Below are 21,123 nucleotides of genomic sequence, written 5' to 3'. Positions count from 1 at the left end.
CGACAATTCACGACAAAAAAACAGGAGCTCTTTAGCCCCTGTCTTCTAACACTTTCAATACAGTTTGTTTCAATATTTCTACCCCATCCATAATACAACTATGATCAAATCTCATATACGGATGGTGTAATCCAGGTTGTAGGTCTGCTCCTAGTCCAAGCATGACAGCTTTTAAATGTGGTCTTTTCACTGTATAGTAATGGAAATCATCGCTTCCTGTCGTATAGAGAGGCCCTGTGCATCTCTCTTCCCCATACACTTCGAGAATACCTTTACGCATAAAGCGCTCTGCTTCTTCGGAAACCTCTGCTCCTGGTGCAAGATCCATCCATTCGTATGAAGTTTTCGACCCCATCGATGCAGCTGATTCTATTACATGCTCAATCTTTTTCTTTAATTCTTCTAATAGTATATTACTCTCTGCTCTTACATCTAAACTGAAATGACCATTTCCCGGAATAATATTTAAATTATCACCACCAGCTTGGCATCTCGTCATTTTTACTGAATAAGAACTTTGCGGTGGCAGCCAAATATTTTTCAAACCGATATTAATCATGGAAATGACATCAATTGCATTCACACCTTGGTGTGGTCTTGCCCCGTGTGCATCCTCCCCATGAATCATACCCTCTAAAAATCCTGCTGCTCCATGACGAATAGATGGAGCTGCTTGTTTCAAAGATAGTTCTTCAATTGGTCTTAGATGGACGCCAAATAAGAAATCAGCATCATCTACAGCACCTTTCTCCACCATCTTTAAAGCACCATTCCCCTTCTCTTCTGCCGGCTGAAAAATAAATCTAACCGTACCACTTTTCCATCTCATATTTTTCAATTGTAAAATAAGTCCCATTACAATGGTCATATGAGCATCATGGCCACATGAATGGTTCGCTTTAAATTCTCCATTTACTTCTTGCCAAAGTGCATCCATATCAGCACGAATCGCAATAACTGGATTCCCGCCTCCAATCTCAGCAATTACACCTGGACAATCATCAAATGTTCTATATGAAATTCCTTCTTCTTTTAAAAAGTCAGTAATATACGCTGTCGTTTCATATTCTTTCCAACTTACTTCAGGGTTTTCGTGTAAATGCTGAAAAATCTCCGTTAAGCGCTCTTGTAGTTCTAATGTTTTCAACGTTCCAGTCTCCTTCCCACATTACAAACGATTCGGGTTAATTATATTTATGAAAAACAGATGTTTTTATGAACATATTGAATTTTAAGAAAAAAGTCAATTGTTTATTTTTAAATACTTAAAAAGCTTACTCCTCACCTATATTACAAACTAAACAAACAACTAGAACATTCCTTATTTTCTGTTTTTATGTTGACGCTTACATAAACTTTTAGTTATCATAACCTAATAAACGTCTATTTTACGACAATTCTAAAAATACAAACAAACATACGTAACAAGGAGGAACTTTATGAAAAAAGAAATACCTTTTGGAATAGCGCTTATCCCTATTATCATTACCGTTGCAGTTATGATGGTTACAATTGTTGTATTAAAACAAACCCCTCACGTTCCACTTATTATCGGTACAACCGTTGCTTCTATTGTCGCTTGGCGTTACGGTTACAAATGGAATGATCTTGAAGAAGCAATGTATAAAGGGATTCGTCTTGCATTACCCGCTATCGTCATTATTATTCTTGTCGGCTTAACAATTGGTGCTTGGATTGGCGGTGGAATCGTCGCAACGATGATTTATTACGGTTTAAAACTTTTAACTCCATCACTATTTTTAGTTTCCATTACCGTCATTTGTTCTATCGTTGCATTAGCAATTGGTAGCTCTTGGTCTACAATGGGAACAATTGGTGTTGCTGGAATGGGAATTGGCCTAAGTATGGGAATCCCAGCTCCAATGGTTGCTGGTGCCATTATTTCAGGCTCTTATTTTGGCGATAAAATGTCACCGCTTTCAGATACAACTAACTTAGCCGCAGGATTAACAAATACAGATTTATTCGCACACATTCGTCATATGTTATTTACTACAGTTCCAGGTTTAATTATTACTCTTATCGTCTACGCAGTCTTAGGAAGAAGCTTCGGCGCTAACAATATTGATGCGAAAAGCATCGATCAAACGTTACAAGTATTGCAACAAAACTTTGTTATCTCACCTTTCCTACTCATTATACCCGTAGTCGTTATGGTATTGGTCGCTAAAAAGGTCCCTGCCATACCAGCGATTCTCGTCGGTATTATTTTAGGATTTTTATCACAAGTCTTTATTCAAGGTGGTTCTGTCTCAGCATCTGTCGGTGCACTCCAAGCTGGATTTGTTATAGACACTGGAAACAAGCTAGTAGACGAACTATTTAACCGCGGTGGCTTAGATTCGATGATGAATACAGTCTCTATGACAATTGTCGCTATGACTTTCGGAGGAGTATTAGAACATACAGGTATTCTTCGCTCAATTGTAAATCAAATTTTAAAGTTAGCGAAATCAGCAAAAGGGCTTATCGCTTCTACTATCGCATCTTGTTTTGCAACAAACCTTACTTGCTCTGAACAATATATTTCAATTGTTGTCCCTTCAAGAATGTACGCAAATGCATACACGGAAAAAGGACTACATTCAAAAAACTTATCCAGAGCATTAGAAGATGGTGGAACATTAACTTCTGTCTTCGTTCCTTGGAATACGTGCGGTGTATTTATTCTCGCAACACTTGGCGTAGGTGCATTTGAATATGCTCCTTATGCTATTTTGAATTTCATCGTACCTATTATCTCAATCATTTATGGTATAACAGGCTTCACAATTGTAAAACTATCAGACATTGAAAAAGCAGAACTACTAAAGAAACAAAAAGCTCAACTAGAAGCTTAAAAATAGCGGTAAATTCAGTTCATATAGTGCGCGAGGTCGCCCTTGTTGATAGGGCATTTCCTCGCCGCAAATATGAGCATACCCGTAATCAACTAATTTCTTTAACAACCTTTCTGTCGATCTTCGAGTCACTTGTAAGTACTCAGAAAGGTCAGCTGCTGTAAACTTCAATGACGGGTGCGATTGACTAAATTGAATGATTTTTGACAAATTGGCCGGACTAAGCTTCGTTTCCTTCGCTATTTTCATTAGTTCCGGATTATCATTTTTCAAACTTTGTACTCTCTGTTCTTTCGGGAACGGACCAAACAAATCTTTATCACTTGTTAGTATATAAAAACAACGATCTATTGGATTGTTCTTTGCAAAACTTTGAGCAATTTTTGCATTTTGCTCCGCCTCTTTCACGGTTTTTCCATAACCAAATCCAATAGCTATCGTTCCTTCTACGCTCGCAAACAAGTTATCTATCGCATTTGTTTTAATAATCGATTCGATATCACCACGAGTTGTATACAAAATGCATGTCATTTCATCCACTTGTTTAAATGAACCACGTAGTTCTTTTGAAATGACATCTAGTTTTTCAAGCAAACGCGTTCGTAATTCTAAAGAAGAAATAATACAAGCACCAACAGTAGCTGAATAGCTTTTTGCTAACTCAGCTTTTATTTTTGCATCTTTTAGCCCATGTATAATGGACTGTGTTGGATCAATCATGCGCTCTGAAGGAACACCTATTTTTTGAAGCTCGTCGTAAACAGCGTGAATACTAGTTAAAGCTAAATGAGCTTCTCCAGATTGATATTTAGCTACATGAAAATCGATAACTCTATTTATCTCATCTTTACTCCACAGCATATTTTCATAATCCAACACTTGCGGGCTTTCTTTTATACCAATATCATGGAACACATTTGTAATAAACGAGCGGTCTACTAAATCGATGGAAATGTTATGTGGTTGAATACTTTGATGATACATGATAGAAAGAATTGAAGATGCGACAGTTGTCTCGTTTTGCTGTAAGTATGTACTTGGAATTCGTAATTGTTCTCTTATTTCTTTTGCCATATAATAAGGTAAAGCACCTGAGAAAAAGATGACATCACAAGGCTTTAGACACTTTAATAGTTCAGAAGATTCCGTCGGATGAAGGTAAATATATGGATCAATTTCTATTCCTTCTAATTTTTGAGCAATAGGAAAAAGGTTCTCCATAAACTCCTTTGAACCGACAACTGCAATTTTTATCATCATTTTCTCTAACTCCTTATCATTAATTAACGACCATTTAACGTCAACTATATCAAATGTACAAAACTATTGTAAACAGGAAGGGGTTTCTATTCAATGAAAATTACAGCTATTCATCTTTACGCAATTCGTTTACCGCTTCGCAATCCGTTTGTTATTAGTTATGGATCTTATTCTGATATGCCCTCTATTATCGTCAAAATGGAAACAGATGAAGGTATTATCGGTTACGGTGAAGGCGTTGCTGATGATCACGTCACAGGTGAATCATGGGAAAGTACTTTCCATACTTTAAAACATACGCTAACCCCGGCCCTAATCGGACAAAATCCAATGAATATCGAAAAAATACACGACATGATGGACAATACAATTTACGGTGTTCCAACAGCGAAAGCCGCAATTGATATTGCTTGTTTTGATATAATGGGCAAAAAACTAAATCAACCTGTATATCAATTAATTGGCGGGCGCTATCATGAAGAATTCCCTGTCACTCACGTTTTAAGTATTGCCGATCCTGAAGATATGGCTGAAGAAGCTGCTTCTATGATTCAAAAAGGTTACCAATCTTTCAAAATGAAAGTTGGTACGAATGTAAAAGAAGATGTGAAACGTATTGAAGCTGTACGAGAACGTGTAGGAAATGACATTGCGATTCGCGTTGATGTAAACCAAGGCTGGAAAAATAGCGCAAACACATTAACAGCACTGCGTTCATTAGGACATTTAAACATTGACTGGATTGAACAACCTGTTATCGCGGACGATATTGATGCCATGGCTCATATCCGTTCTAAGACAGACCTCCCGCTTATGATTGATGAAGGACTAAAAAGTTCTCGTGAAATGCGCCAAATTATTAAATTAGAAGCTGCTGATAAAGTGAATATAAAACTAATGAAATGCGGTGGCATATATCCAGCTGTAAAGCTCGCTCATCAAGCTGAAATGGCCGGCATTGAATGCCAAGTGGGATCAATGGTCGAATCATCTGTTGCCTCTTCCGCAGGATTCCATGTCGCTTTCTCAAAGAAAATCATTACGAGCGTAGAGCTAACGGGACCATTAAAATTCACGAAAGACATCGGAAACTTACATTACGATGTACCATTCATTCGCTTAAACGAAAAGCCCGGACTCGGCATTGAAATAAATGAAGATACACTACAAGAACTAACCGTCTTTCAAGATGTTGTACGCTAAAGGAGGACTATCATATGACGGTTCTATACGAAGGAACATTAAAACAAAATAACGAATCATTTCACGTTACATTACTATCACTAGAGCACATCGAACAAATTTTATCACTACAAAACATTGTAGTTGAAGCACTAGAAGATAAAAGTCGTTTACAACCACTCTCACAAGAAGAATTTCAATACATTCTAGAAGGAAACGGCATGATGATCGGTGCTTTTATCGAAAACGAACTCATCGCATTTCGCGCTCTACTCGTCCCTCCTATCGACGATGAACATTTAGGGTTTGATATTGGTTTGCCAGAAAGTGAACTACACCGCGTCATCTATCAAGAAATCTCAAACGTTCATCCGAACTGCCGAGGAAATGGTATCCAAAAAATATTAGCAAAAGTCATTATGGAAGAATTGCAAAAAGAAGACAGCAAATATGATTATGTATGCTGCACCGTTGCTCCTTTTAACATTCCGAGTTTGAAGGATAAGTTTGCGCAAGGGATGGAGATTGCTGCACTGAAAGAGAAGTATGGTGGTAGTCTGCGGTATGTTTTTGTGAAGGAATTGCGCGGAGATAAAGAAAGAGATTGGACGGATGTTCAAAGTATTCTAATGAATGATGCTGTTGGACAGCAGGCGTTGCTTTCGGATGGATATCGTGGGTATGATATGGAGAAAGTTGATGAAGATTTTGTTGTGAAGTTTGGACGATAATCTATATACTCGAAAAGAGGAGATGTCTGCTGTGACATCTCCTTTTACTTTCTCTTCATTGAACATATCGATTGCAACTCCAAATATATCAGCGATTTTCGAAATATATCGGCGCAACTTCAAATATATCAGCGATTTTCGAAATATATCGACTTACCGACAAAGATTGACAATAATCGCAACCTATACAAAGCGCAACATTAAACCGTCATCTTCCAACTAGATAATGCTAACCAATTCTCCATTTCTTTATAATCAGGCATTATCTTCCCGACAAGACGCCAAAAAGATCGATCATGATTTAAATGAACCATATGACACATTTCATGAACAACTACATAGTCAATTACTCGCTGTGGTGCCATTGCTAGCTTCCAATTGAATGTTAGTTGTAAATTCGAATCGCAAGTACCCCAAGTACGACTACTATCTGTAATACGAATAGAACGTGGTTTTGTCTTAAAGTTACTTTGATGCACTTTAATGCTCTTCTCTACTAAAGTTTTACACTGCTTATAATAAAATCGTTTTAAAGCTTGCTGTATTTTCTCATCCTTAAGCTCTTTCACATAAATATGTAACTTATCCCCTTTAAATACTGCGTTGTCTTGCTCAATGCTTGCATCTTGGGAAATCTGTATCGGATACGTATTCCCTAAATACAAAAAGCCTTCTCCTTGATCATAATCCTTTTCCTGTGGTCCATGCGCTCGCTCCTGCATTTCTTTACGTGTTGTCTGAATCCAACCCCACTTCTCTTCTAGCAACTGGACTAAGTATTCAACAGGTGTCCCTTTCGGAGCTTGCACTTCCACATTTCCATACGAATCTACAAAAAGACGCACGGACTTTTTCTTCTTATAAGTTATATGAAAATTAATTGTCTCACCTAAATATGTATGTACCATTTCATCACCTAGCATAGTATTTTTACAAATAAAAAAGAGTAGGATACGAACGTCCTACTCTACCTATTATATCATTTACTGCTTTAACGAACTCATTATCCTCTATACTTTACAGCTAATCCTTTAATGAAATTCCTTGCGTATTTATCGCCGCACTCTTTGTAATTTTTATGGCCTTTTTTTCTTAATAGAGCGCCTAACTCTCCTTTTGTTACCGTAACGCCCACGCTATCTAATATATCAAGTACATCCTCACTCGTTAAAGATAGTGCGATTTTCATTTTCTTTAGAAGAAGGTTATTGGCACTCTCCTTGCTCTGTACAGGTGCAGGCTGCCCTGGTTTTGGATCTTGCTTTCCTCTTTTTAAAGTAATAAATCCATTTAAAAATGCCTCTAACATCATCATATCGCATGTTTTTACGTACTCATCTTCAGCTACCTCATCATTTTCAGCTTCATGCTGAGGCGCTCTCTTTATTTTTGTAAGCATATCAACTACGTCTTCTTTCGTTACTTCCATCCCGCCAAGTTTAAAGATTTCCACCATATCTATATCTTTTATATCTAAAGCGTATCTTACTCTTTTTAATATATCGTTGTTGCTCATTGCCATTGGGTTTCCTCCTGAAATGTTGATTATTTATTCAGCGGTTAAAGTTTATGCTATAACCTGCTTTAAATTATCATGTTTAATCTAACCTTTTAGTTATTGTCCGCTAAATTAATACTTTAACATTTTAAAGATATGTTTTATAGTCTTACCCGAACTTTTCTCTATCATTGTATCTACAGAGCTCTTACATGTTTTTTATATGCCTATAAAAAGATTTCTCTCTTAACATTAACTAAAAGAAAAAAACAGTGCTTTGATTTCTCAAATACACTGTTCTTTTCCAGCTCTGCACTTATTTTCAACTCACTCATGTCATGCACTACATATGAAATGATTTAACTGCTTAAAAGTTAAACCGTCTCACTATCCTGAGCCACACCAACACTATCCTCAAACTTATCCAACAAAGCACGCACTTCATCCGTCGACTTCGTGCTCATCAATTGATTTCTTAGTTCAGCAGCTCCTGGGAAGCCCTTCACATAAATTTTGAAGAAGCGATGTAATCCTGTTATGGATCGTGGTAATACTTCTGCATATTGATCTTGAAGATCAAGTTGTAGTCTTAAAAGATCTAGATGTTCTTTGCTGCTATGCTCTCTTGGCTCTTTTTCAAAAGCAAATGGATTTTTGAAGATGCCTCGTCCGATCATTACGCCATCAATGCCGTATTTTTCAGCAAGTTCCAGCCCCATTTTACGATCAAGGATGTCTCCATTGATTGTTATTAACGTATTTGGTGCGATACGGTCACGTAATTTTTTAATTTCCGGAATTAGTTCCCAATGCGCATCTACTTGGCTCATTTCTTCTCTTGTACGTAAGTGAATAGAAAGGTTTGCAATATCTTGTTTGAAAATGTGCGTTAACCAATCTTCCCACTCGCTTAACTCTTTAAAGCCAAGTCTTGTTTTTACGCTGACAGGTAGTCCGCCCGCTTTTGCTGCTTGAATAAGTTCTGCTGCAACGTCTGGACGTAGAATAAGGCCACTACCTTTCCCTCTTGATGCTACATTCGGTACTGGGCAACCCATATTAATATCGATGCCTTTAAATCCTAGTTCTGCCATACCGATACTCATTTGACGGAAGTATTCGGGATTGTCTCCCCAAATATGTGCTACCATCGGTTGTTCGTCTTCTGTAAAAATTAAACGGCCACGTACACTTTTCATACCTTCTGGATGGCAATAGCTATCCGAGTTTGTAAACTCTGTGAAGAATACATCCGGACGACCAGCTTCACTTACTACGTGACGGAAAACAACGTCTGTCACATCTTCCATTGGTGCAAGTACGAAAAATGGTCGTGGTAATTCACGCCAAAAATTATCTATCATTTCAAATTCAAATCCTCTCACTATGAATACAATTTCAAAATCTAAATTTATAATTTGTGAAAATCAGCAATATTTATTTTAACTAAAATCGCTTATGAATGGTATTTTTGTAAACCAAAAAGCAGGTGGTATAGATTTTTTCTATATCAACTGCTTTCCTATTATACTAACTTAAGCCAAGCCACACACTCCACATGAGTCGTATGCGGGAACATATCAACAGGTTGTACTTCCTGTGTTTTATATCCGCCTTCTTCTAGTACTTTTAAATCACGTGCTAATGTTGCTGGGTTACATGATACGTATACGACGCGGTTTGGCTTCATGTCGATGATTGTGTTTAGTAATGCTTCGTCACAGCCTTTACGCGGTGGGTCTACGACCATTGTGTCAGCAATTACGCCTTCTTTGTACCATTTTGGAATGACTACTTCTGCTTCTCCTACGCCAAATTCAGCGTTTGTCATGTTGTTTAGTGCTGCATTTCGGTTTGCGTCTTCAATTGCTTCTGGGACGATTTCAACGCCGTATACTTTTTTCGCTTTTTGCGCTAGGAATAACGAGATTGATCCGATTCCGCAATAGGCATCAATTACTGTTTCGTTACCGTTTAATTTTGCGTATTCTAACGTTTTATCGTATAGCACTTTCGTTTGTTCTGGGTTTACTTGATAGAATGAACGTGCTGAAATCGCAAATTTAATGTCACCGATAAAGTCATAAATATATTCTGATCCGTACAGTACTGTCGTTTTATCTCCGAAGATTACATTCGTACGCTTCGTATTTACGTTTTGAACAATGGATTTTACTTCTGGGAATTTCGCTGCAATTTCTTCAATGATTGCGTTTTTGTTCGGCAATTCTGCTGTACGTGTAATGAAGACAAGCATAATTTCCCCTGTTACTTGTCCATAACGAGCCATTACGTGACGAAGTGTTCCTTTGTTACGCTCTTCGTTGTACGCAGTGATACCGTGCTTTTCACAAATACGTTTTACTTCTTGAATTAATGTATCGTTTTCTTCTGCCTGAATTAAGCATGATTCCATATTAATGATGTCATGCGTTCCTTGGCGATAGAAACCAGCTACAAGTCCGCCTTCACGTTCTCCGATTGGTACTTGTGCTTTATTGCGATATACCCACGGGTTCTTCATGCCAAGTACAGGATGAACAGGAACATCGCCTAGTCCTCCGATACGTTGCATAACGTCACGTACTTGTTTTTCTTTCGCTTGTAATTGTCCTTCATAAGTTAAGTGCTGAAGCTGACAACCGCCGCACTGATTATATACTGGGCATTCAGCATCTTTACGATATGGACTTTCTGTATGAAGCTTCATTAAACGACCAAATGCGAAGTTTTTCTTCACTTTAATAATTTTAATTTGCGCTTCTTCACCTGGTAATCCGTTTTTAACGAAAATAGGATAGCCCTTTACTTTCGCAACACCGGCACCATCATGTGTTAAATCTTCAAATACTACATCTATAAACTCGTTTTTCTCAACTGGTGGCGTCATTTTAATACTCATTTTCCGACCTCTCTTTTTCATAACACTGCGTTACATTTTATCATACTTATATGGTCTTTTTCTATTGGAAGAAAAAAAGCTATTGACGATACTTCTCTGTTAATGTTACGCTACTACTAATTTAATACGGACGATGTTACCTCATATATACTTGATAATATGGATCGAGAGTTTCTACCCGGCAACCTTAAATTGCTGGACTATGGGGAAAACTAATGAATATTAGCCTATGCGCAAAAAAGGACTCATATTGATTAGCTTTCTCTCATAGATGAAAGTGAATCCATATGGGTCTTTTTTTATTTTTATTTTTCTAAAAGGTCAGACATCTTACGTATGACATAAAACCTCATTCCTTTATTTTTAGTAATATAACGAGCGTTTTATGTACAAACTTTATACGAACTTCTGAAAGGGGCAACTACATGCAATATGTAATGAGCATTATCGGTATTATTGCCGTGTTAGGTTTATGTTTTGCTTTGTCAAACAACAAAAGTAAAATCAACTTCCGTGCAATTGCAATTATGATTGGTTTCCAAATTTTAATCGGTTGGTTTATGTTTGCTACAAAGATTGGTCAACAAATCATTATTTTCATTAGTAAAGTTTTCAACAAACTAATTAAACTTGGTACGACAGGTGTCGATTTTCTCTTTAATGGAATTCAAAGAGATTTTGTCTTTTTCTTAAACGTATTATTAATTATCGTATTTTTCTCAGCACTACTTTCAATCTTTAGTTATTTAGGTGTTTTACCATTCATCGTTCGCGTTGTCGGCGGTGCAATTTCAAAAATCACTGGTTTACCACGCGTTGAGTCATTCCACGCAGTAAACTCTGTATTCTTCGGTTCAAGTGAAGCGTTAATCGTTATTAAAAACGATTTACAGCATTTCAATAAAAACCGTATGTTTATCATTTGTTGTTCTGCGATGAGCTCCGTTTCTGCTTCTGTTACAGCATCATACGTAATGATGTTAGATGCAAAATACGTACTAGCAGCTCTTCCGCTAAATTTATTCTCAAGCTTAATCGTTTGTTCGTTATTAACACCAGTTGATACGAAGAAAGAAGATGAAGTGATTCAAAAATTTGATAGAACGCTATTCGGGGACAGCTTTATCGGTGCAATGATTAACGGTGCGCTTGATGGTTTAAAAGTAGCTGGTATCGTTGCCGCATTAATGATCGCCTTTATCGGTGTGATGGAAGTTGTAAACTACGTAATTAGTGCAGCTTCAGGCGCAATGGGACATGCCATTACTTTACAACAAATCTTCGGTTACGTACTTTCTCCATTCGCATTCTTAATGGGTATTCCAACTCAAGATATTATCCCAGCTGGTGGTATTATGGGTACGAAGATTGTTTTAAATGAGTTTGTAGCAATCCTTGATTTAAAAGACACAGCTACAACATTAGCTCCACGTACAGTTGGAATCGTTACAGTATTCTTAATTAGCTTCGCAAGTATTAGCCAAATTGGTGCAATCGTTGGTACAATCCGTGCCCTTTCTGAAAAACAAGGAAGCGTTGTTTCTAAATTTGGTTGGAAAATGCTATTTGCATCAACACTTGCTTCTATTTTATCTGCGACAATCGCTGGATTGTTTATTTAATAAAAAATCACCTTTGCTTAGACAGCAAGGTGATTTTTTTATTGTCATCATTTAAGAAACTGAAGAAAACTCTAATGCCTCTTCCTTATTAATAATTTCCCCCTTATATTTACCTTTCACCGAAATATCAATAATTGATTTATTTTCTGCTTCCATTTTCCCTAAAGAAAATATATATATTAAATCATCTTTTTTTAACATCCATTGTTTTCCGTGCCAAGGTCCAGTTAACTTCTGTTCTGGTGACGCCAGTATTTCTCCAAAATATTCACATTCGCCTAGAGGTGTTTTTACTATATTCTTCTTCGTATCAATAACTACATATTTAAGGAGCTTTATGCTTTCACTTGAAAAAATCTCTACTTCATGATCATTTTTTTTCTTAAATTTCAGCTTTCCATCTTTTGTATTAACCAATTTACTTTGATCAATTGCATTTAGTATAAACTCATACTCTTCTTTTGTAACACCGAAATTAGGGTGATATGGAAAACTTTTTTTCTCTGCATGTTCTTCTACATATTTTAAATACCATTCCATATTACTTGCTAGATGTTCTCTCATTCTTTGACCAATACTCCCTACCTTTTTAAGAGTATCTGGTTCCATCTCAAGTGTCATAATATCCGCCGTCACTTCCGCATTCATAAAATGCGATGGAATATACTCTTCCACACTATTTGCTTTACTCACTTCACTTTGGCAACCAACTATAAATAGTGATATGAAAAAGATATATATTATTTTTTTATATTTCATTTCTATTCTCCACTCCATACATTATTCTTACTTAGTTTTATAGCGGTTTTTATTATAGTATAAAATCTTTATATTTTAATAAAATCCATACCTGTATGCAAAATTGCATATTAATAAGTCTTCTTCTTACTTTAAAATTAGCTTAAATCACTTTCCAAATTATACAAATAACAAGTTTAAAATGTTATAATTTTCAAAAAACCATTGAAGGATATTATGAAAGCTCACGCAATTTTCGATTTCTTACATTTACTAGTCTTAACCCTGAAAAGCTATTATGTATGGGGAATGCCTATCTATGTCTTCATTATTCCTCTTATCTTTGTAGTCGGTTATATTATTATTAATTCTAATAAGAAACAAAAAAACACATCTATTCAAAGTCACTAATCTATTACATTAATAACCTCCTAAAAATCATATTCCCCTCATTTTCTTCAAATGATATGATGAACAAGGGTATATCCCCACCACTCTTATAGCGGTGGGGATTTTAATGTAAATATGCAACATACTACACAATAGAAGGTGATTTTTATGAGAAAATACGCAGCAATTGCTTTATTTACGTCTGCCATTCTAGCAGGCTGTAATACTAACAATGTAAGTCCAGAACCTAAAAAAGAGAAAACGGCTCAAGGGATTAAGAAACAAGCAGAGACTGTGCAAGAACAAGGTAAAATCTCATATAATGCAATTACACATGAATCTACAAACACAAGTATTCATATTACAGACATAAAAGATTCTTTAAATGAAGTACAATATAAAATTTGGCGCACAGCTGATGGAAAGGAACGTGCTAAATCTTTTTCTTCTAAAGAAAAGGAGAAACAATTTGCAATTCCTTTTGATATAAAAGAATTTGAAGGAAAACGCGGTGAGTTTCAAATTGAAGCAACAGGAATGAAAGAAGATGGGAAAACAATCCCGCTTACGAAATCTACTATTACTTTCGAACAAAAGGTTCCTGTTCTTATGTATCACGCAATCGATGATTATCATGGTCAAGGTATTAAAGACTTATTCGTATCACCAGCTAACTTTGAAGCACAAATAAAATATTTAAAGGATAATGGTTATACGCTTTTAACGTTTGAACGCTGGGGCGATATAAATAAAGTAAATAAGCCGATTTTTGTTACATTTGATGACGGTATGAAAAATAATATGAATGCATTTCACATTTTACAAAAGCTAAAAGATGATACTTTTAAACCGGCAGCAACAGAATATATGATTGTTGATAACGTTGATGTAGAAGGAGCATTGTCTACTTCTGAAATAAAAGAAATGGTTGATTCCGGCATTTTCTCGGTGCAATCTCATACTGCAACACATGCAGACTTACCGAAAATTACAAACTATGAGGAAGAGTTAAAAGGTTCAAAAGAAAAGCTAGAAAAAATAACAGGTAAGCCTGTTATCGCGATTGCTTATCCATTCGGTCATGTAGATGATAAGGTTGTTGCAGAAACGAAGAAGTATTATCAATTTGCGACGACGACAAAGCCTGGGCAATTCATTACGAAGGATGAACCTGATGAATTGTTAAAGATGAAGCGCGTTCGTATACACCATACAACGACTGTAGAGCAGTTTGCTTCTTCAATTAAGTAAATATAAGGGCTCAATACATTTTGAGCTCTCTTTTTACTTTATATTTATATATATTTTTAGAATTTTCTTGTATTATATATAGTAAGAAATCTTTCAAATTAAAGGAGATTATACATATGTCATTTGAACAAACGTTAGAGAAATATGCTGCTCTTGCAGTTAATGTTGGTGTTAATATTCAACCTGGACAAACTTTATCAATTAGTGCACCTCTTGAAGCTGTACAATTTGTACGCCTCGTTACAGAAAAAGCATATAAATCTGGTGCAAAACACGTATATGTAGATTGGAATGATGAGACGTTAACACGCTTAAAATTCGATCTAGCTCCTGAAGAAGCTTTCGCTGAATTTCCATCTTGGAAAGCACATGCTCGTGAAGAATTAGCAAAAGAAGGCGCTGCATTTATGTCTATCTATGCAGAAAACCCTGATTTATTAAAAGGTGTAGAACCATCGCGTATCGCAACAGCTCATAAAGTAGCTGGAGAAGCAATGAAAGTATACCGTGATTACGTACAAGCAGATAAAGTAAGTTGGTGTGTCATTTCTGTTCCTACGAAAGAATGGGCTGCGAAAGTATTCCCTGACGTAGCGCCAGAAGAACAAGAAGCAAAGTTATGGGATGCTATTTTCAAAGCTACTCGTGCTGATTTAGAAAATCCTGTAGAAGCATGGAAAGAACATGATGAAACATTACATACAAAAGTGGATTACTTAAACGAAAAGCATTATAAAGCTCTTCACTATACAGGTCCTGGAACAGATTTAACAATCGAACTTCCAGAAAAACATGTATGGGCTGGTGCTGGTAGCTTAAATGAAAAGAACGTACCATTTATGGCTAATATTCCAACTGAAGAAGTATTTACAATGCCACTTAAAACAGGTGTAAACGGCCAAGTTTCTAGTACAAAACCGTTAGTATTTGCAGGTAATATTATCGATAATTTCACGTTAACATTTGAAAACGGACGTATCGTAGACTATAAAGCTGAAGCTGGTGAAGAAGCTTTAAAACATTTAGTAGAAACAGATGAAGGTTCTCACTTCTTAGGGGAAGTAGCTTTAGTACCTCATGACTCACCAATTTCAAACACAAATGTTTTATTCTACAATACACTATTTGACGAAAATGCATCTTGCCACCTTGCGATTGGAAATGCTTACGCATTTAACTTAGTTGGCGGAAAAACAATGTCTAAAGAAGAACTTGCTGAAAACGGCGCAAACGCTAGTATCACACACAACGACTTCATGATTGGATCAGCTGAGCTTGATATTGACGGTATTACTGCTGATGGCAGACATGAGCCTATCTTCCGTAAAGGTAACTGGGCGTTTTAAATTTATTACCATAAAGAAACACATTGGATAATCCAATGTGTTTCTTTATTTATTTGGTTTCAATTCAAATTTTATTATTCTATTTTCACGCGTAAACTCTGGTCTATACGTAGCGATATACGTATTTTCTTTCGCTACGTCAAATAGCATGATATCTTGAATTTTTTCTTCTGGTGCTAACTTTTTACTAATAAAGCTATCAGGGTTATTATATTCTTTAAATCTTGTACCTTTCTTATCGGTAATCTCAAATTCATAAAATGCAAAAGGTATTTCCTTTTTACTATTATTTTCCACTTTGAAAATAATCCCCAAAATCTCCTCTTTCTTTTTATCCTCATCATAATCCGGATATCCTAATTTAACTGAATCGATAGTTACTTGCAAACCATCTACTTCTACTGTCTCCCCTATTTTATACACTTTATCTTGAACATCTTCTTGTTTACTTTCATTACTATCTTTAGTCTCAGTGCAAGCACTTAAACTAAAAGCTATGCCAAAAATCAAAAAAATTTGACTCACCTTTTTTAACATACTCTTTCCCCCACATAAGACAATATTTCATATGTATCATAACAAAATGCTTTACGCTTTCTTGTCATATTTTGTCGTATTAATTGCTAACTGCACAAATAGAAAAAAGCTATCTTCTACAAAAGATAGCTTTCATGATGCCGATGAAACCTTAAGCCCAATGACACCCAAAACAATAAAAAGAATACAAAATGCTTGGAATAAACTAATATGCTCTTTAAAAAAGTAAACACTAATGATTGTAATAAGTAATGTTCCAACGCCAGACCAAATAGCATAAGCAATGCTTAAATGAATCTTTTTAACGACGATGGCAAATACGCTAAAACAAATACCATAGAATACGAAAATCAGTACACTCGGAACGAGCTTTGTTAAACCATTTGATAGTTTCATCGCAATTGTTCCAGCTACTTCAAAAATAATTGTAACAAGTAATAATAGCCAATATACCATACTAAAATCTCCTTCTCTGTTACCTTATAGAGATTCTAGTATACTACTTATAGTCCCAATGAAATATATTTAATTTCTAAATATTCCTCGATGCCGAAATGGCCTCCTTCACGACCGATACCACTTTCTTTAAAGCCACCGAATGGTGCTTGTGCAACTGATGGAAGACCGTCGTTTAGACCGATAATACCGTACTCTAACGCTTCACTAATTTGGAATGCTTGGCTAATGTCTTTCGTGAAAATATACGCAGCTAAACCGTATGGTGTATTATTTGCACGTTCGATTACTTCATCAACTGTTTTAAATTTCGCAACTGGTGCCACTGGCCCAAATGTTTCTTCATTCATACAAAGCATCGTATCATTTGCCAATCCAATTACAGTCGGTTGAATGAAATGTCCCTCTAACTCTGCGACCTTTTGACCACCATATAAAACTGTTCCACCTTTTTGAATAGCATCTTCAATATGTTCTTGTACTTTTGAAACTGCATTCTCATCAATAAGTGGTCCGACAGTCGTTCCGTCACTGAAACCGTCTCCTACTTTCAACTGCCCTACTGCCTTTTGGAACTTCTCTACAAATACTTCGTATACTTCTTCTTGAACGAATACTCGGTTTGTACATATACACGTTTGTCCTGCGTTACGGAATTTCGAACCAATCACCGCTTCTACTGCTTTATCTAAATCTGCATCATTCATTACGATAAACGGAGCGTGACCACCTAACTCAAGTGAAACTTTTTTCATCGTTTGCGCCGCACTAGCCATTAACTCTTTCCCAATTTCCGTTGACCCTGTAAAGGACACTTTTCGAACGCGACTATCTTCCATCCATGTATCAGCAATTGCTTTTGCACTACCTGTTACGATATTGATTACGCCCTTTGGAATATCTGCTTCATGAGCTAATTCAGCTAATTTCAATGCAGTTAATGGCGTTTGACTCGCCGGTTTCACAACGGCTGTACAGCCTGCTGCAAGCGCTGGGGCTACCTTTCTCGTAATCATCGCTGCCGGGAAGTTCCAAGGTGTAATAGCTGCCATAACGCCAACTGGTTGCTTCATAACTAAAATGCGCTTATTCGGATGAGAAGCAGGAATCATTTCACCATACACACGTTTCCCTTCTTCTGCATACCATTCAACAAAACTATTTGCATAATTTACTTCACCAAGCGCTTCTGCAAACGGCTTTCCTTGTTCCTTTGTCATAATCGCTGCGATCTCTTCTTTGTTTTTATCAATAAGCATGAACCACTTTTTTAACTTCGTTGCACGGTCTGCTGCCGTTAACTTAGACCACGTTTTAAAAGCTTCATGTGCAGCATCAACAGCTTGCTTTGCCTCTGTTACTCCGCCTTTTGGTACAGTTGCAAATATTTCCTTCGTCGCAGGATTATTTACTTCAATTTGTTCTTGTAGTGTAATCCACTCACCATTTATATACATCGCCTTTTTATCTATACTTACGAAAGTCGCCTTTTTATCCAATGTTTTCTTCCTCCTCTATGAACTTCTTAATTTTCCTAGTAGCAGCAGATTGACTAATTTGCAAAAACTCAGCCACTTTATAACTTGATCCATACGTTTTATACGCTTTAAGAATAATATTTCTCTCTACCTCTTCCAGCATTTTATAAAGGCTTTGCCCCGATTGTTCAACTGCAGCCTCTTGCATAGAGAGTGGCAAATCCTCTACCGTTACAACATCATCGACAGTAATAACAATTCTCTCAATTACATTCTCTATTTCTCTATTGTTTCCTTCCCACGGATATCCAACAAACATTTGTAACGTACTCGGCGCTAGTTTCACATCACGTCCGTACTTTTTATTAAAGTGCTGCAAGTAATGATAAATAAGCGGCAAAATATCTTCTGTTCTTTCCCTAAGCGGGGGAATTGCAATTGGAATAACATTCAGACGATAGTATAAATCTTTCCGAAATGTTCCTTGTTTCACCATCATACTTAAATCTCTATTTGTTGCCGCCACAATTCGAACATCCACTTTTTTTAATTCTCTTCCGCCTATAGGACGAAATGTTTTTTCTTGCAATACTTGCAAAAGCTTCGCTTGAATTTCCAGCGGCATTTCACCGATTTCATCTAAAAAAAGAGTTCCTTTATGCGCGGATTCTAATAGTCCCTTTTTCCCTTCACGATTCGCACCTGTAAAAGATCCACCTGAATATCCAAAAAGCTCCGATTCAATTAAATTAGTTGGCAATGCCGCACAATTAATTTCATAGAAACTTTCATTCTTACGGTGACTCACTTCATGTAAATGGCGTACTAATCGACTTTTCCCAACTCCAGTCTCGCCTAAAACGAGAACAGTACTATCCACTACAGATACTTTTTTGATTGTATCGACTATTTTTTGCATAGCTAGACTTTTAAAAATAAGTCCTTCATGCTCATATGTTTCTCTTAATTCTTTTTTATATGTTTTTAGCTGATTATCCATTTCCTCTACCTTTTGACGTAATTGATAGAGTTCAGTAAGGTCCCGAGAATAACTAATCACTCTTCTTAAATTTCCCTCATCATCAAAAACAGGCCTTGTACGAACGTGTAAATACTCTCCTGATTTTGTAGTTTGAACGAGTTCAATTGGCCTCTTTTTTTCAATCACTTCTAATGTCGCTGATGGATAAAAGATTCCATCCTTTTGTAGTTCTTTTACATGCTTACCAACTAACTCTTCGGCAGCTAGTTGGTAGTGCCTTTCACATGTACTATTTACACGCACAACGATCCCCTGCTCATCTGTAACAAAAATTTCGTCAAACGCATATTCAAATACATCTTTTAAATCCATTAACACTCGTTCCTTTTCTGCAACCATCCTAGCCACCCCTAACTTCAAATCCATCGATCCACTTCACTACCTTTATTATAAAGTGAATTTTCTGCATTTAATATAGAGTCAGCTAGAATGTTTGCTATTTATACTTCAGTTTTTAAACGCGAGCGATGTTTGTTTGCTCATAACAAGCTTGCAATGATTCTTCAATTATTGTTAAACCTTCTTCAAGTTGCTCATCTGTAATAACTAAAGGCATTAACACACGGATAACATTTCCATATGTTCCTGCTGATAATAACAGTAACCCACGCTTATTTGCTTCCGCACATAGATTAGCCGTTAACGTTTTGTCAGGTGCTTTCGTCTTACGATCTTGAACGACCTCAAATGCACACATTGCACCTAACCCACGCACATCGCCGATGCAATGATATTTATTTTTCATCTCCTTGAATCGGTTCATTACGACTTTTCCTAATTCTATCGCTCTATCATTTAATTTCTCATTTTCTATTACATCGAGAACAGCTAATGCAGCCGCACATCCTAATGGACTTCCTGCATACGTTCCACCAAGTTCACCTGGTGCAGACTCATTCATAATTTCTTTACGTCCAATGACACCACTTATCGGTACACCAGCACCTAATGATTTAGACACTGTAATTAAATCTGGAACGACATCATAGTGATCAATTGCAAAATATTTTCCTGTACGACTAAAGCCTGTTTGTATTTCATCCGCTACAAATAAGATGCCGTTCTCTGAACAAATGCGGCGTACTTCTTGAACAAATTTCTTACTTGGGACGATAAACCCACCTTCCCCTTGAACAGGTTCCATTACAACAGCTGCGATTGTTTCTGGTGCTACTTCCGATATGAAGAAGTTCTTAAACTCTTCAATAATAAAATCATCATACTGCTCTTCCGTTAATCCCTCTGGGCGACGGTATTCGTATGGAAATGGCGCTTTATATACTTCTGGAGCAAATGGACCAAACCCAAATTTATATGGCTTCACTTTACTTGTCATCGTCATTGTCATTAATGTACGCCCGTGGAAACCTTTAGAAAATGCGATAATACCAGGTCTCTTCGTATATTTACGAGCGATCTTCACCGCGTTCTCAACTGCTTCTGCACCACTATTTAAAAAGAGGACTTGCTTATCGAAACTTCCCGGTGCCAATGCCGCAAGCTTTTCCGCTAATTCAATATATGGCTCATACATCATGACATTAAATCCAGTATGAATGTATTGATCGACTTGTTTATGGAGCGCTTCTTTAACCGTTGGATGACAATGCCCTACGTTAATTGTCCCAATTGCTCCTGCAAAATCAATGTACTGATTACCATCAACATCTGTTACAAGAGCACCATTTGCAGATTGTACAAACGTTGGGATGCCGTTACTTACTCCTTTTGGTACTATATTTTGACGGCGTTCTAATAAAGATGCCGCTTTCGGTCCTGGAATTTGTTCATTTACTTTAGCAAATTTTTTTGTGTTCATTGCGTACCCC

18 protein-coding genes and 1 riboswitch are annotated in these 21,123 nt (G+C 36.6%); of the genes, 6 read left to right on the top strand and 12 right to left on the bottom strand.

The features are described 5' to 3' along the window. Positions 1 to 31: 31 nt before the first annotated feature. Positions 32 to 1,147, bottom strand: coding sequence for a M20 peptidase aminoacylase family protein (locus NST86_RS01925; protein ID WP_000853516.1), 1,116 nt, complete (start codon positions 1,145 to 1,147; stop codon positions 32 to 34). Between the two features lie 292 nt (positions 1,148 to 1,439). Between NST86_RS01925 and nhaC the strand changes: the two genes are divergently transcribed. Further along, a complete protein-coding gene (gene nhaC, locus NST86_RS01920) occupies positions 1,440 to 2,861 on the top strand; it encodes a Na+/H+ antiporter NhaC (protein ID WP_000711529.1) in 1,422 nt (473 codons plus the stop codon). Here nhaC and NST86_RS01915 read toward each other — a convergent pair. Further along, positions 2,850 to 4,121 (bottom strand): hypothetical protein, encoded by a 1,272-nt coding sequence (locus NST86_RS01915; protein WP_061662928.1) that lies wholly within the window; start codon positions 4,119 to 4,121, stop codon positions 2,850 to 2,852. The genes nhaC and NST86_RS01915 overlap by 12 nt on opposite strands. Before the next feature lie 93 nt (positions 4,122 to 4,214). On the opposite strand from NST86_RS01915, the gene NST86_RS01910 reads away from it, so the two are divergent. Beyond that, positions 4,215 to 5,324 carry a mandelate racemase/muconate lactonizing enzyme family protein gene (locus NST86_RS01910; RefSeq protein ID WP_016117088.1) on the top strand — a complete coding sequence of 370 codons (1,110 nt, stop codon included), beginning with the start codon at positions 4,215 to 4,217 and terminating at the stop codon, positions 5,322 to 5,324. Between the two features lie 14 nt (positions 5,325 to 5,338). Next, complete coding sequence (locus NST86_RS01905; protein ID WP_227593378.1) at positions 5,339 to 6,034, top strand: GNAT family N-acetyltransferase; 696 nt, start codon at positions 5,339 to 5,341, stop codon at positions 6,032 to 6,034. A gap of 200 nt (positions 6,035 to 6,234) precedes the next feature. Here NST86_RS01905 and NST86_RS01900 read toward each other — a convergent pair whose 3' ends face one another. The 4 genes from NST86_RS01900 to rlmD all read right to left on the bottom strand — a co-directional run bounded on the left by NST86_RS01900 (position 6,235) and on the right by rlmD (position 10,434). Beyond that, positions 6,235 to 6,942, bottom strand: a complete 708-nt coding sequence (locus NST86_RS01900) for a M48 family metallopeptidase (protein ID WP_227593377.1) — start codon at positions 6,940 to 6,942, stop codon at positions 6,235 to 6,237. A gap of 95 nt (positions 6,943 to 7,037) precedes the next feature. Next, entirely contained in the window at positions 7,038 to 7,556 is a 519-nt protein-coding gene (locus NST86_RS01895; protein ID WP_227593376.1) for a YehS family protein, read from the bottom strand. A gap of 350 nt (positions 7,557 to 7,906) precedes the next feature. Further along, complete coding sequence (locus NST86_RS01890; protein WP_000566708.1) at positions 7,907 to 8,896, bottom strand: tRNA dihydrouridine synthase; 990 nt, start codon at positions 8,894 to 8,896, stop codon at positions 7,907 to 7,909. 161 nt (positions 8,897 to 9,057) lie between these two features. Then, on the bottom strand, positions 9,058 to 10,434 hold the full coding sequence (gene rlmD, locus NST86_RS01885; protein ID WP_044795617.1) for a 23S rRNA (uracil(1939)-C(5))-methyltransferase RlmD: 1,377 nt from the start codon (positions 10,432 to 10,434) through the stop codon (positions 9,058 to 9,060). Between the two features lie 121 nt (positions 10,435 to 10,555). Then, positions 10,556 to 10,657: riboswitch (purine riboswitch) on the top strand. Between the two features lie 202 nt (positions 10,658 to 10,859). Here rlmD and NST86_RS01880 point away from each other — a divergent pair. Beyond that, a complete protein-coding gene (locus NST86_RS01880; protein WP_044795616.1) occupies positions 10,860 to 12,056 on the top strand; it encodes a NupC/NupG family nucleoside CNT transporter in 1,197 nt (398 codons plus the stop codon). Between the two features lie 51 nt (positions 12,057 to 12,107). On the opposite strand, the gene NST86_RS01875 is transcribed toward NST86_RS01880, so the two are convergent. After that, positions 12,108 to 12,815, bottom strand: coding sequence for a hypothetical protein (locus NST86_RS01875; RefSeq protein WP_227593375.1), 708 nt, complete (start codon positions 12,813 to 12,815; stop codon positions 12,108 to 12,110). Positions 12,816 to 13,352: 537 nt separating this feature from the next. On the opposite strand from NST86_RS01875, the gene NST86_RS01870 reads away from it, so the two are divergent. Both NST86_RS01870 and NST86_RS01865 read left to right on the top strand, forming a co-directional pair. Further along, positions 13,353 to 14,435, top strand: coding sequence for a polysaccharide deacetylase family protein (locus NST86_RS01870; RefSeq protein WP_227593374.1), 1,083 nt, complete (start codon positions 13,353 to 13,355; stop codon positions 14,433 to 14,435). Between the two features lie 116 nt (positions 14,436 to 14,551). Next, positions 14,552 to 15,781, top strand: coding sequence for an aminopeptidase (locus tag NST86_RS01865; RefSeq protein WP_000007357.1), 1,230 nt, complete (start codon positions 14,552 to 14,554; stop codon positions 15,779 to 15,781). A 45-nt stretch (positions 15,782 to 15,826) separates the two neighbouring features. On the opposite strand, the gene NST86_RS01860 is transcribed toward NST86_RS01865, so the two are convergent. The 5 genes from NST86_RS01860 to gabT all read right to left on the bottom strand — a co-directional run bounded on the left by NST86_RS01860 (position 15,827) and on the right by gabT (position 21,113). Further along, positions 15,827 to 16,318: a DUF4352 domain-containing protein gene (locus tag NST86_RS01860; RefSeq protein WP_000915099.1), complete on the bottom strand. Its 492-nt coding sequence runs from the start codon at positions 16,316 to 16,318 to the stop codon at positions 15,827 to 15,829. A 132-nt stretch (positions 16,319 to 16,450) separates the two neighbouring features. Further along, positions 16,451 to 16,774: a DMT family transporter gene (locus NST86_RS01855; RefSeq protein ID WP_000263262.1), complete on the bottom strand. Its 324-nt coding sequence runs from the start codon at positions 16,772 to 16,774 to the stop codon at positions 16,451 to 16,453. 47 nt (positions 16,775 to 16,821) lie between these two features. Next, positions 16,822 to 18,273 (bottom strand): NADP-dependent succinate-semialdehyde dehydrogenase, encoded by a 1,452-nt coding sequence (gene gabD / locus NST86_RS01850; protein WP_000358129.1) that lies wholly within the window; start codon positions 18,271 to 18,273, stop codon positions 16,822 to 16,824. Then, complete coding sequence (locus NST86_RS01845) at positions 18,266 to 19,633, bottom strand: sigma-54 interaction domain-containing protein (RefSeq protein WP_044795613.1); 1,368 nt, start codon at positions 19,631 to 19,633, stop codon at positions 18,266 to 18,268. Before NST86_RS01845 ends, gabD begins: the two co-directional genes overlap by 8 nt. A gap of 115 nt (positions 19,634 to 19,748) precedes the next feature. Further along, complete coding sequence (gene gabT / locus NST86_RS01840; RefSeq protein WP_016117078.1) at positions 19,749 to 21,113, bottom strand: 4-aminobutyrate--2-oxoglutarate transaminase; 1,365 nt, start codon at positions 21,111 to 21,113, stop codon at positions 19,749 to 19,751. Positions 21,114 to 21,123 lie beyond the last annotated feature (10 nt).

Source organism: Bacillus sp. FSL L8-0199 (assembly GCF_038005705.1).
Lineage (GTDB): Bacteria > Bacillota > Bacilli > Bacillales > Bacillaceae_G > Bacillus_A > Bacillus_A cereus.
Note: the sequence above shows the minus strand (reverse complement) of the source record. Positions and strands in the feature narration are given on the sequence as shown.